At 34.4% G+C, this 14,419-nt stretch carries 14 protein-coding genes; all 14 read right to left on the bottom strand.

Annotation, left to right across the window (positions count from 1 at the left end):
* Positions 1-1,038: a polysaccharide biosynthesis protein gene (locus tag H0262_RS10630; RefSeq protein WP_181210739.1), complete on the bottom strand. Its 1,038-nt coding sequence runs from the start codon at positions 1,036-1,038 to the stop codon at positions 1-3.
* Between the two features lie 3 nt (positions 1,039-1,041).
* A complete protein-coding gene (locus H0262_RS10625; protein WP_181210738.1) occupies positions 1,042-2,058 on the bottom strand; it encodes a glycosyltransferase in 1,017 nt (338 codons plus the stop codon).
* Positions 2,055-3,161, bottom strand: coding sequence for a glycosyltransferase (locus H0262_RS10620; protein ID WP_181210737.1), 1,107 nt, complete (start codon positions 3,159-3,161; stop codon positions 2,055-2,057). Before H0262_RS10620 ends, H0262_RS10625 begins: the two co-directional genes overlap by 4 nt.
* Before the next feature lie 11 nt (positions 3,162-3,172).
* Positions 3,173-4,195 (bottom strand): hypothetical protein, encoded by a 1,023-nt coding sequence (locus H0262_RS10615; protein ID WP_181210736.1) that lies wholly within the window; start codon positions 4,193-4,195, stop codon positions 3,173-3,175.
* A gap of 236 nt (positions 4,196-4,431) precedes the next feature.
* Positions 4,432-5,343, bottom strand: coding sequence for a glycosyltransferase family A protein (locus tag H0262_RS10610; protein ID WP_181210735.1), 912 nt, complete (start codon positions 5,341-5,343; stop codon positions 4,432-4,434).
* Positions 5,330-6,601 (bottom strand): O-antigen translocase, encoded by a 1,272-nt coding sequence (locus H0262_RS10605; protein WP_181210734.1) that lies wholly within the window; start codon positions 6,599-6,601, stop codon positions 5,330-5,332. Before H0262_RS10605 ends, H0262_RS10610 begins: the two co-directional genes overlap by 14 nt.
* Entirely contained in the window at positions 6,602-7,702 is a 1,101-nt protein-coding gene (locus H0262_RS10600) for a DegT/DnrJ/EryC1/StrS aminotransferase family protein (RefSeq protein WP_181210733.1), read from the bottom strand.
* On the bottom strand, positions 7,699-8,637 hold the full coding sequence (locus H0262_RS10595) for a GNAT family N-acetyltransferase (protein ID WP_181210732.1): 939 nt from the start codon (positions 8,635-8,637) through the stop codon (positions 7,699-7,701). The genes H0262_RS10600 and H0262_RS10595 overlap by 4 nt, the downstream gene beginning before the upstream one ends.
* Positions 8,634-9,110, bottom strand: a complete 477-nt coding sequence (locus H0262_RS10590) for a DapH/DapD/GlmU-related protein (protein ID WP_181210731.1) — start codon at positions 9,108-9,110, stop codon at positions 8,634-8,636. The genes H0262_RS10595 and H0262_RS10590 overlap by 4 nt, the downstream gene beginning before the upstream one ends.
* Entirely contained in the window at positions 9,107-10,039 is a 933-nt protein-coding gene (locus tag H0262_RS10585; protein WP_181210730.1) for a DegT/DnrJ/EryC1/StrS family aminotransferase, read from the bottom strand. The genes H0262_RS10590 and H0262_RS10585 overlap by 4 nt, the downstream gene beginning before the upstream one ends.
* Entirely contained in the window at positions 10,023-10,436 is a 414-nt protein-coding gene (locus H0262_RS10580) for an FdtA/QdtA family cupin domain-containing protein (protein ID WP_181210729.1), read from the bottom strand. The genes H0262_RS10585 and H0262_RS10580 overlap by 17 nt, the downstream gene beginning before the upstream one ends.
* Positions 10,437-10,438: 2 nt before the next feature.
* Complete coding sequence (gene rfbA / locus H0262_RS10575) at positions 10,439-11,311, bottom strand: glucose-1-phosphate thymidylyltransferase RfbA (protein WP_181210728.1); 873 nt, start codon at positions 11,309-11,311, stop codon at positions 10,439-10,441.
* Entirely contained in the window at positions 11,311-12,369 is a 1,059-nt protein-coding gene (gene rfbB, locus H0262_RS10570; RefSeq protein WP_181210727.1) for a dTDP-glucose 4,6-dehydratase, read from the bottom strand. The genes rfbA and rfbB overlap by 1 nt, the downstream gene beginning before the upstream one ends.
* A 101-nt stretch (positions 12,370-12,470) precedes the next feature.
* Positions 12,471-14,384 (bottom strand): nucleoside-diphosphate sugar epimerase/dehydratase, encoded by a 1,914-nt coding sequence (locus H0262_RS10565; protein ID WP_310502990.1) that lies wholly within the window; start codon positions 14,382-14,384, stop codon positions 12,471-12,473.
* Positions 14,385-14,419 lie beyond the last annotated feature (35 nt).

Here is a 14,419-nt window from a genome sequence, read left to right as displayed (position 1 = left end):
TTACGCCTCCGGATCAATATGTCTGCCTTCAGTTAAAGCACGGACAAATTCAAGCTTAAGGAGCAGTTGCTTCATACCTTCCACATCTAATCGCTCTGTATTATGGGAGTTGTAATCCTCAATTTCGGTGATATGCAGATCACCTTCTTCGACATATTTGCCATAGTTAAGGTCTCGCTGATCTGCTGGCACTCTATAGTAATATCCTTGATCGATAGCCACAGCCATTTCTTCGCGGCTTAACAGAGCTTCATAAGCTTTTTCACCATGACGTGTACCCATAATAACAATAGGATGCTCATCAAGATTCATCAGCTCTTTTAACGCTTTAGCGAGCACTTCGATAGTGGCAGCAGGTGCTTTTTGAACGAAAATATCACCATTCTCACCGTGTTCAAAAGCATATAGCACTAAATCTACCGCATCTTCTAACGTCATCATAAAACGTGTCATGTTAGGATCGGTAATGGTTAAAGGCTTACCCTTTAATATTTGATCGACAAATAGTGGAATAACTGAACCACGAGAAGCCATTACGTTGCCATAGCGCGTACCACAAATCACCGTGTCTAAGCCTTCTAAATTACGTGATTTGGCCACCATTACTTTTTCCATCATGGCTTTGGAAATACCCATAGCATTGATAGGATAAACGGCTTTATCAGTACTTAAGCAAACCACACGCTTCACTTTATTTTGAATAGCCGCTTCTAAGACGTTTTCTGTACCAAGCACATTGGTCTTTACTGCTTGCATTGGATGGAATTCACATGATGGCACTTGTTTAAGTGCTGCAGCGTGATAAATATAATCTACACCGCGTGTCGCACTAAGCAAACTATAATAATCTCTGACATCGCCAATATAAAATTTGAGCTTAGAATTGGCGTAGGCGATACGCATGTCTTCTTGCTTCTTTTCATCTCGGCTAAAGATACGAATCTCAGCGATATCTGTATCTAGAAAGCGTTTCAATACGGCGTTACCGAATGAGCCGGTGCCACCGGTGATAAGAAGGGTTTTATTTTTAAAACTCATAGTTTAATCCGATAGAAGTGAAATTAGTTGATTTATATCATTCGAAATAATTTTTTCTGATTCAGGAAGATCTTTTTCAGTAGCTTTAATAATCGCATTTTTAATTGATTCTTTTATATTAGGATTGAAGGTCAATGAAGGCTTACAAACCTGATAAGCATAAGGTAAGTCTGAAACTATTACTTTGCATCCTCCATCAATAGCTTCAACCAAACCAAGGCCAAAACTTTCAGCTAGCGATGGAAAAATCAAGTATTGATGACTTAAATAAAGCTCTATTAATTCTTTTCTATCAACAAATCCTACGTTAACAATTGGATAGCCATCTGCTATTTTTTGTTTAATTTTATCACATAACATATATGAAGAAGTAGGTATTGTAACTGTAAGCAACCCTTTTCTATTAATATCATATGCGTCACAGAAAGCATCTAATAACAAATCGTGGTTTTTATGAAGTGCACTATTGCTAACATATAAGAAATTTTTATCCCTTCTTATATGTATATCATTTTTAATAAAATTTAAGGGAGGGTAAAAAGGAATAACCTTAACCTTAGAGTCATCTTCAGATAGATATTTCTTTGCCAATCTAAACTTAATCAAATTACTTTGAACAATCCAAAGAGAGGTATTTTTTTTATAATAACCCAGTATTTCTTGTTTTAATCTATAAATAATCTTGTTTCTTAAAGAAAAAGACGGTGGAATACTTAAAAATAAAGGCTGATGAAAATAAACAGAGACTGACACATCTAATTTAATTGGAGGAGGAATATTTCCGAAACACAGCACTGATGTGAATTTTCTTTTATTTTTAGTATAAAAAACTAATCTCTTATAAAATGAGCTAGACATAAACTTACATCGACTTTCATTTAAATTACTAAATAACTGCTCTGTTCTATCATCTAATAGGTAAAAAATATCTAACTTAGACTTCTCTAATTCTTTTATCAAATACTGTAGAAGCACTAAGCCTCCTGAATTATTAATATATATCGCATCGATAAGGATCATTTTTTTAACAACACTCCTATTTCTCTAACAAAATCTCTATGTAATTTTTTTACGCTATCAGTAGGACTCACACTATAATCTATATTTTTTATAGCATTGGCAAACTCGGAAGGTGTACTATCTTTAGAAAAAGAAACTAGGTTAGCCACTGAAGAATATTTTATACAGTCAATAGGAGTACTAACTACTAATAAACCTGTACAAAGATAAGATAAGACTTTTGAAGGAAAAGTATAATTTGATAGTTCATTTAATAGCATTCTAGGATTTAAAGCTATATCACAGTTACTGAGATATGCAGTGTAGTCATCTCCGGTTAAAAACCCTTCATAATGAACTTTTTGCGACAGACTTTCACTACTTATATATGCATTCAAATTATCTATAGCTCTATCTGTTCCATAACCTAAGACATGAAGCTTATAACCGTTATCTAAAAAAGACATTGCATTAATAGCTAAATAAATATCACTGCCTTTCTCTTCTGAAATTAATCCTGCATATACTAAGTTCTTTAAAGAATTTTTTTCATTTCTAGAAAGAAAGTTTTTTTTACTAACATTGTAACCACCATAACAAATCACATAAGGATGGTTTTTTTCTATTAAATTTGGAAGTATGTCATTAACATATATATAACCATAAGCACCTCTTAGAAGCATTAGCTCAATATTAATTAATAATTTACTTTTACCCCAAGCAGCATAGTAACTTTCTTCAACCTCGATAATTAACCTGAATCCTTTTATTGCTTTAGCAATTTTAAAAACAGGCAACATATAAAGGCTATGATAAAATATAACAGTATCTTCTTTTTTTATTTTAAATAACAGATAATAAGAAACCTGACCCCATAAATTTATCTTTGATAAAACTCTGTTAGATACAGTAGAAACGAAGGTATTTACCTCTAAATCATCTATTTTCATGTATTTTTTTGTTGCTTTTTTAAATGATTCTCCAAGACAGATGACATCTATTGGAATGTCGTTTTCTTTTATTGCATCAATAATATAGCTCATTTTAGTATTGCAACCAGGAAAAGTTACAAAGTCATTTGGATTAATATTCTTTGTGTAAAATCCAAAATAGAATACTTTCATTTAGCTTTTCCTTAAATTACATCTCTAGATAAAGTCTTATTATAAAATATACAGAAAACCAATAATATAAAAAACAGATTCATAACTTCATTAGAAGAAAAAACCAAACCCTTGAAGTAAAAAGCAAAAAAGGAAAGAACAAAGGAGAATAAAAAAATATAACCAAAGTATTTTTTAAATGTTTTAAGTAAGGGGGTACTAGAGTAAAGCAAAACAGCAGTAACAATTAGAACATTAAGAAAACCATACATATAAATACCACGTACTAAACCAATATCGGAACCTTTCGAGTTAGAACCGAAAACCTTCAATCCCTGTCCAAATATAAAATCAGTCTTGCTATCTGGAAAAAACCACATGTCTAACAGAGCCTCAAAAGTACCAGTAGCTTTTCCGCCTAGCAAACTATCTATTTCATCTAATCCAGCCATAAACCTTGTTAGATAATCACTAGTTAAAAGTGTAGAGAAAGATAAGGAGAAAGACACCAAAACAGATAATATTAGAAAAACTAAAGTTTTAGCTTTTTTCCTCAAATTAAAAACAAAGAAAAAGGGTAAAGTTATCAAGCAAATAGAGATAGGAACCAATCCGATTCTCGCATTTAAAACCACACTAATCAAAAAAGAAAAAGTTACAAAAAAATAAAACAACTTGCTTTTAATGTTTTCTTTTACTATAAAAAAATAAAAACTTAACAAAGAACAAACACCCATAAACATAGGAAGTGTCGATGTATATCCTAGAGACAAACCAAAAGATCTTAATCCGTTAAACTCACTATTTGATATACTTTCTAAATCTTCTTGTCTAGAGGTATTTAATACCCACTCTCTAAACTCTGGATAAAAAACTGATAATGCTACGAAAAAAAACTGAATTAGACCAACTCTAATTATGAATTCAATGAATTTTAAAAAATTAAAACCATATATTTTTCTAAATATATCTACTATAACTAGTCCACATAGAATAGCCATAATTACGATTAATATTACATAAGATTCATATAATGCATCTTCAGAGCCCGACATATATAGCGCTAACATATAAACACATAAATAAACACATATGAATAAAAGAGAAAAAACTTTTTTATTTTTAAAATACTTAAAAAAAACTTTTCTATTGAAAATAAAATATAATATTGAGAAAAAGCTAAGCAAATATATTAGGTTAAAACTGGAGAAATTACTGGGGTTAAATATGAATAAAAAAGTATACAAATATAGAAATACTTTAAAGAAGTTATTTTTACTAAATATCATATCTATTTCCAATAAAAAATAATTCTAAACAAAGCTTTAAAATAATATATATTTTTCATTTTTTTATAAGACTTAATCATACCTTTAAATGAATATAACTTAGTATCTTTATATGCTGAATAATAAATAAACCTTCTAAAATTCCATTCCATTAATGCCTTCTTATATTCGGGGTAGTTTTTATATTTATTTATTGTCTTAAGGTGTGATTCTGAAACATCTACACGCATTGGCATTCTAACTCGATTCATCCCTAATGCCACGGGTGAACGATAATAATATAGTTTTTTTGAAATAACCCCTATGTCTGTTTGGCTAGCAATCCTAAGGTTAATATCATAATCTTCAGCTGATAAAGAAGAATCAAACCCACCTAAATCGCCCTGTAAAAAATCTCTAACATACATACCAGTAACAGGTAAATGAACTTTGAATAGGAATACATCACTGAAGGTGATATGTTTTTCTAAATTAACATTATAAAGATTCGTCTCTTTAATTATTTCCTTATCTAAATCATTGATAACAAATGATTCTGTTACACAAAACTTACATTCTTTATTTTCTGAAAGATAATGTACTTGAGATAATATTTTATCCTTATGATAAAAATCATCTGAAGAACAAGCTGTCCAGTATTTACCTTTGCTCCATTCTATCCCTTCATTTAAAGTGGAACTAACTCCAATATTTGCTCTACTTCTAAATTCAAATCTAACAAACCTTTCCTTACAAGACTCAATCATTTCTTTTATTTTCAATACAGAGCTATCCTGGGATCCATCATCTATAATGATTAATTCTATACTCATATAAGTTTGATCTATTACACTTTGAATAGACTGCTTTATAAATTGTTCATGATTGTAGCAGGGTATTACTACTGAAACTAAAGGTTGTTCACTCTGTTGCATCATTAAACCCTTTATCTTTTAATTGTTTAAATACCAATAAACTCATTGTTATCCAATATAGCGCATAATTTAATAAATAGGCGATAGACACACCTTCAAAACCAAATATCTTAGTACAGATATAGGTTAATCCTACCAATGTAGAGGCAAATGTTAGTTCTGTAATGATAAATAACTTTGTCATTGCCTTACTTAACATCAGATAAGCTAATATCCAACTACCAATCTTTAAAGAGTCCCCAATCATTTGCCATAAGAATAAATCACGCATAGGTAAGAATGATTCTGTGAAAAGTATTGCAATTATCCAGTCTCTTAAAAAATAAACCGATAATGCACCAAAGAGTGCTAACGGGAATATAAACTTATATCCTAAATAGACTTCTTTTTTTATATCACTAATAACAGATAACTCTGAAAGTCTTGGTAAGTAGTAAACACCTAATGTAGTAGTAACTAGCATTAAATATCCACCGCTTAATCGAATCATCGCTTCCCAGTAGCCAGCATAGCTCAAACCGTACTCATCTGTAATATATGAACGGATAAGAATCTGAGATAAAGGCACGCATATTGCGCCAGTTAATGCCATTAAGGCGAATGCACCGAATTTCTTAGCTATTACAGGGTCTATACTGCCAAATAAATAACGTAATCTAAACCAATTAGATTTATAACATAATATCAAGGTAACGAAAAAAGCAATTGATTGATTGATTGAAACAGCAACTAGTGCCCCATATAACTGATATTTTACTGCTAATGTGCTAGTTATCGCTAATGAAAATAAGCTACCAATGATATTTGCGATAACTAACTTTAGTATCTCTTTTTTACCATTTAAAATAGCTAAAAATAAGGCATTTAAGTTGAAAAACAGTAAAAAAATAGCAAACCATACAAATATGGACTGATATTTATAGGTTTGAAAAATATAAAATGAAAGTTCTTTTTGAAAAATTAATATTAAGATAGCAATAAATATACTAAATATCAGAATTATGCTACCTGCAGCTTTCCAAACTACTTGCTGTTTGCTCTCGTTCTCATGATACTCAGCAGTATATTTTATCACCGCTGTATTGATTGCTCCACCTGCAAAGGTAGTCACTATCTGAATAAAATTCTGAAACTGCCCTATCACTGCATAGCCAGATGGTCCTACATATACCGCTAGTATTTTATTGAGTATAAACAAAGTAGCGGTCTTAATAAGGACGGCTATACCATTGAGGGCACTAGTTTTAAGTAAATTCATTTATAACTGGAACTCATTACATATATGAATAACTGTATTGACATCTGCAATAGTCATAGTAGGTCCTATGGGAAGACTCAACACCTCTTCATGAATCTTCTCAGCAATAGGGTAACTTAGCTCATTCCATTCTTTATACGCAGGCTGCTGATGCGGTGGCACTGGATAATGGATGAGCGTCTGAACGCCGTTATCCGCTAAGTATTTTCGCAACTCATCTCTACGCTCACAGCGAACCACAAAGACATGCCAAACATGAGAGTCGCCTTCGTGAGTAGGTAAGGTAATAGATGAATTATTAATACCTTGCAGATAACTATTAGCTACTTTACGACGAAGGGCAATTTCGTTATCTAAATAGCTTAGCTTTACATTAAGCATTGCAGCTTGGATTTCATCCAAACGACTATTAACGCCTTGAAATAAATTTTTATATTTTTCATGTGAGCCATAATTACGCAATGCACGTAATATATGAGCCAGCTCTTTATCACTAGTAGTAATTGCTCCAGCATCGCCTAGCGCCCCAAGGTTTTTACCGGGATAAAAACTAAAACCCGATGCATCGCCCCAACTCCCTGCTCTCTTACCATCAAGGGAAGCGCCATGTGCTTGCGCAGAGTCCTCTAACACTAACAACTCATGACGTTGAGCAATATCCATAATAGCGGGCATATCCGATAATTGTCCATATAAATGTACTGGAAGTATGGCTTTAGTTCTGCTAGTAATAGCAGCTTCAACTTTTTTAGGATCAATATTGAAGCTATCTACACACGGTTCAACCAAAACAGGTGTTAAATTATTAGCACTAATTGCTAATATACTGGCTATATAAGTATTAGACGGTACGATAACTTCATCACCATCTTTGAGCTTACCTAATTCTTTCCATGCTCGCAGTGTCAAGATAAGAGCATCTAAGCCGTTAGCTACACCAATTGCATATTTCGTCCCGCAGTAGTTAGCAAATTGCTTCTCAAATTGTTCGAGCTCGCTGCCGCCGATATACCAGCCTGAGTCAATAACACGAGTACAAGCATCTACAAGTTCATCACGATATTGAGCATTAATTGCTTTTAGATCAAGAAAATTTATCATAATATATTCATCTCATAGAAATCATGGACTACAGCTCTAGCACCAAAACCTTCTTTTTGAGCAATTAGTCCTGTATTCAGTATCTGTCCTTCTTGTTCATTAGATATACCAAAATCGAAATAACTCTTAGTCTTATACTTTTCATTGATTAGATAGTCTATTAGAAAGTCTAAGGCACCAATATCTCTACCCTTTGTACTATTAGCAAGATACTGTGTATGTACAATTTTAAGGTTTTCGTAAATAATAGCTCCACATAAAATATCTTCATCCTTGAGAACTAGATATAGTTTTATATTTTTAGGAAAATAACTTGCTAGAATCTTTATTTCCTCAACTGTATGTATAGGTTTCGATCCATGCTGTGCTTCTAAAACAGCTTCTAGTAAATTCCAAAAAACCTCATAACTATCAGTTTCTACAATTTGCAAATTTTCTTTTTTTGCCTTATTAACACTCCATTTTCTTCCCTTTGAATACCTTATGTTCTCATATAAATTTATAGTAGAGGATACATCTCTTCTAATTAAATTAGCGTTATTTATAAATAAAGCATATCTGTCTTCTTCAGCAGGTTTTAAATGGTAGGGATATGGAATACATTTATAAATCAACTTACTAATACTATTTTCTTTTAAAAATATATTTAAGGCTTCAAAAACGCTTAGCATGATTGCGGCTGTCATTTTGTCATTAACTATAAACCCCCCAAACGTCAAACCTTGATGAGAGAATAGAGTGTCATTATTTTTATTGGCTGGAAGCAAAGTAATAAGCTTATCTTTCTCGTCATAAAACATTAACGAATAATCTTGAAACCTATCAGCATGATAATCCATATAATCACGCTTAAAAAAGAAATGTGAATTTTTAGCAGAAGCTACAAAATCATTCCAAGTATTTTTATGTTCTAAGTTATATTTTATAATTTTCATAATTTAAGCTTTTTAATTAGTTTTGCGGGATTTCCGCCTATTACAGAATAAGGACCAAAACTCTGATTAACGAAACTATTAGCAGCAACTACACAGAACTCTCCTAGTTCTACTTGTGGCATAATCACACTATTGGTACCAATCCAACAATGATCTCCAATCTTTATATCTCCTTGCAATAATGGGAAAAACTCCTGCATCTCTTTACTCGCATTAGGTCCAGAATCTCCCATAATATTCACAGACTGAGCAATGCTTACGTGGGCACCTATAGTGACCTTTCCTCTAAATCCGTTTATTATCGTATTCATACCAACATAAGAGTCTTTACCTATTTCCAAAATATTATGTTTCGAGCCAAATAAAGAGCACCTTTTCGCGACTTTGACTCCTGCGGCTATCTTTATGTTATTAATTGAACTTGTAGGGTCTATATAAACATTTTCGCCCAAATTAATATTGCTCAAAATCATAAGTTAGCCTCTAAAAAATATTTAACAACATTATAAATATATTCAATATCGCATTCTTCTAGGTTCTGATGGCAAGGTAAGAAATAGGCATTCTCACCATAGAATATGCTTGATTCAATACCATTTGAATTTATAAATATTTTCATTTTAACTAAATCAATTTCCTTTGGTACTTCAAAGCAAAAAACACCAGGACAGTCATTTTTGTACATTATAAAATATGGTGCTAAATCTATCTTTGAAAATAATTTTGTATAATAGTTATAGTTTTTCAGTCTTTTAAGTTTTATATTAGATATAGATTCTATGTGATTTGAAATAACGTTACTAATGTAAGAATTTATATATTTTTTTTCATAAAAAGGGATTTGGTAATTTTGATTATATAAGAGGGCTCCGCCTATCTGTATAGGAAAGTATTTTGAAAAGCTAAATATCAAAAAATCAGCATAATATCCCGCGTCACCATTTTCCGAATCCGATATGAATGAATGGGCAAAATCTTCAATGATAGGAAACCCTAAAGAAGCATACTCCTTCATTTTTTGACTACTAAATCCGAACTCGTGATTAACTAATATGGCTTTCGTATTGCTCTCTATTTTTCTTGACCATTGACAATATTTTTCAATTTCACTAGTCACACATCCGCTAATATAAAAATTATTTGTTGTTGTAAAAATTGTTACAACATCATCTCTATTTAGTTCAAGAATACTTAAGGATGTACCTAACGCACTTCTTCCATTATCTGTTATAAGTGCCTTTTTTCCTAGAAATCTGCTTAGTAAATATTCTTCAGGATACGTATTGTTTACTTTCCCAATGTTCTTATTTTTGCAAATATCCGTCGTACGGAAAGGACTTATCCTATAAGAGGGTGATAAATATGCTGGCGCATTAATAACAAAATCATTTTGTAGTATCATCGTAAGCGAACCTTATAAACTCATCGTAATCACGAATATAATCAGCTTCATCATAATGCTCACTGGCCAATACTAAGAGCACACAATCATCACTAAAATCATGCATTTCTCGCCATACCAAATCACCAATCAACAACCCTTTATTCGGTGTATCGAGCCAAACTTGCTCTCGATTCTGCCCATCATCTAGGATCATACGACAGCTACCTTTGACACAGACCGCAATCTGTTTTAGGCTGTGATGCGCATGGAAACCACGCGAGACTCCTGACTGAGTGCCAAATATATAGTACAAACGCTTTATTTGAAATGGGATAGACTGGTCAGACTCAATCGCGATCAAGCCACCTCTTTCATCACCAAAACTTGGTAAATTAACTAGCTTTATTAAACTCATGACTATTCACTTGTTAAAGACATTAAATACTGACCATACGCATTTTTGCTCATCGACTGACCAATCTCAGCTACCTTCTGTTTAGTCAACCAACCGTTATTGAGGGCAATTTCTTCTAAGCAAGCCACTTTGTAGCCTTGACGCTTTTCAATGGTCTCTACAAACTGCGCTGCTTCTAATAAGCTCTCATGTGTACCAGTATCTAGCCAAGCAAATCCACGACCTAATAGCTCGACATTGAGATCACCACGTTCCATATACATCTGATTTACAGTGGTAATCTCGACTTCGCCTCGATGAGAAGGCTTTACCTTCTTCGCAATCTCTATGACATCATTATCATAGAAATATAAGCCAGTTACCGCATAGTTTGATTTAGGTTTGACAGGCTTTTCTTCGATCGAGATGGCACGCTTATCTTCATCAAATGCCACGACACCAAAACGCTCTGGATCTTTGACTTGATAGCCAAAGACAGTTGCACCTTTTTGACGATTGACTGCTTGACGGAGCAATGGAGTAAAGCCTTGACCATAAAAGATATTATCCCCAAGTACTAAGCAGACATTACTATCGCCAATAAACTCTTCACCGATAATAAAAGCTTGCGCTAAACCGTCTGGACTAGGCTGAACCGTATAACTGATATCGATACCAAGTTCTTTACCATCAGCGAGTAAGCGCTTAAAACCGTCTATATCATCTGGTGTGCTAATTATAAGCACCTCACGGATACCTGCGAGCATCAATACAGATAACGGATAATAAATCATTGGTTTATCATAGATAGGGAGCAGCTGCTTGGAGACGCCTTTGGTAATGGGATAAAGACGTGTACCTGAACCGCCTGCTAAAATAATACCTTTAGTATTCATTACTCACCTGCTCCTAGTCTTTCACGTTGATAGCTGCCATCTTGAACGCGGCTGCACCACTCCATATTATTCAAATACCATACGACTGTTTTTCTAATACCGCTATCAAACGTCTCGGTCGGCGTCCAATTTAATTCATTGGCAATCTTGCTTGCGTCGATTGCATAGCGCAAATCATGCCCTGGGCGGTCTTTTACAAAGGTAATTAATGATTCGTACGGCTGATCATTTGCCTGTGGTTTTAGCTCATCTAAGATGCGACAAATTGTTTTGACCACTTCAATATTCTGCTTTTCGTTATGTCCGCCAATATTATAAGTTTCACCCACTTTGCCTTCAGTGACTACCTTGTATAAAGCACGAGCATGATCCTCTACATACAGCCAATCCCGTATTTGATTTCCTTTACCATAGATAGGCAAAGCTTTGCCATCTAAAGCATTTAATATAACCAATGGAATAAGCTTTTCAGGGAAATGGTAAGGACCATAGTTGTTAGAGCAGTTAGTCACTAAAATAGGGAAGCCATAGGTACGATGCCATGCACGGACTAAATGGTCAGAGCTGGCTTTAGAGGCGGAATAAGGTGAGCTTGGTGCATAAGGGGTAGTTTCAGTAAATAAATCAGTTGTGCCTTCTAAATCACCATACACCTCATCAGTTGATATATGATGAAAGCGAAAAGCTTGTTTGCGAGTTTCTGGAAGTGTATTCCAGTAATCACGGGCGACTTCTAATAAATTATAAGTACCAACTATATTGGTTTGGATAAATTCATCAGGTCCGTCGATAGAACGATCGACATGTGATTCAGCAGCAAGGTGCATCACTGCATCAGGCTGATGTTCATCGAAAACTTTCTTAAGATCATTTGCGTGACAGATATCAACTTGCTCAAAAGTATAACGCTCATTGTCGCTTACACTTTTGAGCGACTCAAGGTTACCAGCGTAAGTGAGCTTATCAAGATTGATGATACTATCTTGAGTCTTGTTAATAATATGACGTATCACTGCAGAACCAATAAAGCCTGCGCCGCCTGTAACGAGTATCTTCATAAAAAACCTATTGCTTTTATATCCAAAAATGCAGTAACTGCTTTTACACGTTTACTGCTTAATATTTAAAATCATTTCCCTAAATGGCTTTATCTTATTTACTATGTATTTTCTTTATAACCATCTACAAACTGTTTAAACTGCTGCTTTAGCCAAACAACATCAAATTGTTTTTGCTTTTCAGTCAGCTCAAATAGTACTGCTTCAATATCAGCTAATGGGAAGCTATGCTCTATCGCTTGCATGATAAGAGGATGATCAGTAGATTCGACATTATCTTCACCGATGATCAGCTCTTCATAGAGCTTTTCACCATCTCTAAGGCCAGTAAAAATTACCTCTATATCACCATTTGGATGTGCGGCATCCTTAACATCAAAACCACTTAAATGTATCATTCTATGCGCAAGATCAACAATCTTGACGGGCTCTCCCATATCTAGCACAAACACTTCACCGCCGGATGCCATTGCGCCTGCTTGAATCACTAAATTTGCCGCCTCTGGAATGGTCATAAAGTAGCGAGTAACATCAGGATGGGTCACGGTGATAGGCAGACCTTTTTGGATTTGTTTGGTAAACACTGGTACGACAGAACCAGATGAACCTAATACATTGCCAAAACGCACCATACTGATACAGGTTTGGCTATTTGTCTGACTTAGCGCTTGACAGACTAACTCTGCCAAGCGCTTAGAAGCACCCATGACATTGGTCGGGCGCACCGCTTTATCGGTTGAGATAAGTACAAATGTTTCAACATTTGCTTTGATGGCAGCGCGGGCACAATGATAGGTACCTTTGGTATTATTGATAACACCCTCAAAAGGATTATGCTCTACCATAGGAACGTGTTTATAAGCAGCCGCATGATAGACTGTCTGTATGCTGTATAGCTTACATATTCTTAGCAAATTGTCTTCATTTGTCACACTACCGATGACAGCGACAATTTCAATGTTTTGATAAATGGGATCATTAGCTTGTTTCGCTATTAGCTCCTGATGAATACTATATAATGCAAATTCAGATAGCTCATAAAGTACGATACATTTTGGCTGGTTCTTGATTACTTGCCGACATAATTCGCTACCGATAGAGCCACCAGCGCCCGTCACTAGTATGCACTTATCTTTAATATTCATCTGCAGCAATTCTGCATCAGGTTCAACAGTTTGCCTATCTAATACATCTAAGATATCGACTTTACGCATGCTGCTGACAGTGACTTTTTCATCAGCGATTTCTTCTAAGCTTGGTAGCTCCTTGATTTTTATAGCAATACCAGATAATTTATCGATAATCTGCCTTTTTTGCCCACGGCTTATAGAAGGAATCGCCAAAAAAACCTGCGCAATATCAAGCTCATCGACCAAACTGACCAACCTATCAGCAGGATAAATCTTTTTACCAAGTAAATAAGCACCGGTGAGCTGCGGATCATCGTCAATATAGGCCACGACATTATACTTATGGGAGTTTTTCAAACCCTCTAACAGCTCTTTACCTGCCTCCCCTGCTCCATAAATAACGACGTTATCATAGTCATCATACTTATGCTGTAGTCTTTGACCTTGCCATCTTGCTAGCAACTCTCTAATCGTTAAGCGGCTATTCCATAGCCATATAAAAAACAGAAACAAATATAAGATAGGTACTGCACGAGGGATGCCAGGTAGCAATTTAAAATATAAAACGGTTTGGGCAATGATGATGAGCACAAAGAAAAGCTGTAAGACGCTACCCATCATTGCATCAAAGAAGCCTCGTGCCACGCCATTGTAAAACCCAATAGCATATAGGCATAATACGGGAACTAATGCACTGATACTTAATAACCACAAACTCACATTATGGTCTAGATATCCGTAGCGCGCAGCAACGGCAAAGAACAGACAAACCACTGACATAATAAAATCAGCTGTCATCAGTATACTACGCTTGATACTTCGGGGTAGACCCAACAATATACTAGCAGTAAGCTCGGCAAGATTATCAGACTGTACAGAAGCCACTTTATTTCTTTTCGTGATAGTTTTTGAATCTATTG

Origin of the sequence: Psychrobacter sp. D2 (genome assembly GCF_013608135.1) — a bacterium.
In the GTDB taxonomy this organism is placed as follows: Bacteria; Pseudomonadota; Gammaproteobacteria; order Pseudomonadales; family Moraxellaceae; genus Psychrobacter; species Psychrobacter cryohalolentis.
This window is presented reverse-complemented; position numbering and strand designations above follow the sequence as displayed.

What these genes read in the sequence shown, in the direction of transcription:
- H0262_RS10625 (WP_181210738.1), bottom strand. Translation starts at nt 2,058, where the DNA reads ATGATCCTTATCGATGCGATATATATTAATAATTCAGGAGGCTTAGTG.
- H0262_RS10610 (WP_181210735.1), bottom strand. Translation starts at nt 5,343, where the DNA reads ATGCAACAGAGTGAACAACCTTTAGTTTCAGTAGTAATACCCTGCTAC.
- rfbB (WP_181210727.1), bottom strand. Translation starts at nt 12,369, where the DNA reads ATGAAGATACTCGTTACAGGCGGCGCAGGCTTTATTGGTTCTGCAGTG.
- H0262_RS10600 (WP_181210733.1), bottom strand. Translation starts at nt 7,702, where the DNA reads ATGATAAATTTTCTTGATCTAAAAGCAATTAATGCTCAATATCGTGAT.
- H0262_RS10605 (WP_181210734.1), bottom strand. Translation starts at nt 6,601, where the DNA reads ATGAATTTACTTAAAACTAGTGCCCTCAATGGTATAGCCGTCCTTATT.
- H0262_RS10580 (WP_181210729.1), bottom strand. Translation starts at nt 10,436, where the DNA reads ATGAGTTTAATAAAGCTAGTTAATTTACCAAGTTTTGGTGATGAAAGA.
- H0262_RS10595 (WP_181210732.1), bottom strand. Translation starts at nt 8,637, where the DNA reads ATGAAAATTATAAAATATAACTTAGAACATAAAAATACTTGGAATGAT.
- H0262_RS10585 (WP_181210730.1), bottom strand. Translation starts at nt 10,039, where the DNA reads ATGATACTACAAAATGATTTTGTTATTAATGCGCCAGCATATTTATCA.
- H0262_RS10590 (WP_181210731.1), bottom strand. Translation starts at nt 9,110, where the DNA reads ATGATTTTGAGCAATATTAATTTGGGCGAAAATGTTTATATAGACCCT.
- H0262_RS10630 (WP_181210739.1), bottom strand. Translation starts at nt 1,038, where the DNA reads ATGAGTTTTAAAAATAAAACCCTTCTTATCACCGGTGGCACCGGCTCA.
- rfbA (WP_181210728.1), bottom strand. Translation starts at nt 11,311, where the DNA reads ATGAATACTAAAGGTATTATTTTAGCAGGCGGTTCAGGTACACGTCTT.
- H0262_RS10620 (WP_181210737.1), bottom strand. Translation starts at nt 3,161, where the DNA reads ATGAAAGTATTCTATTTTGGATTTTACACAAAGAATATTAATCCAAAT.
- H0262_RS10615 (WP_181210736.1), bottom strand. Translation starts at nt 4,195, where the DNA reads ATGTCGGGCTCTGAAGATGCATTATATGAATCTTATGTAATATTAATC.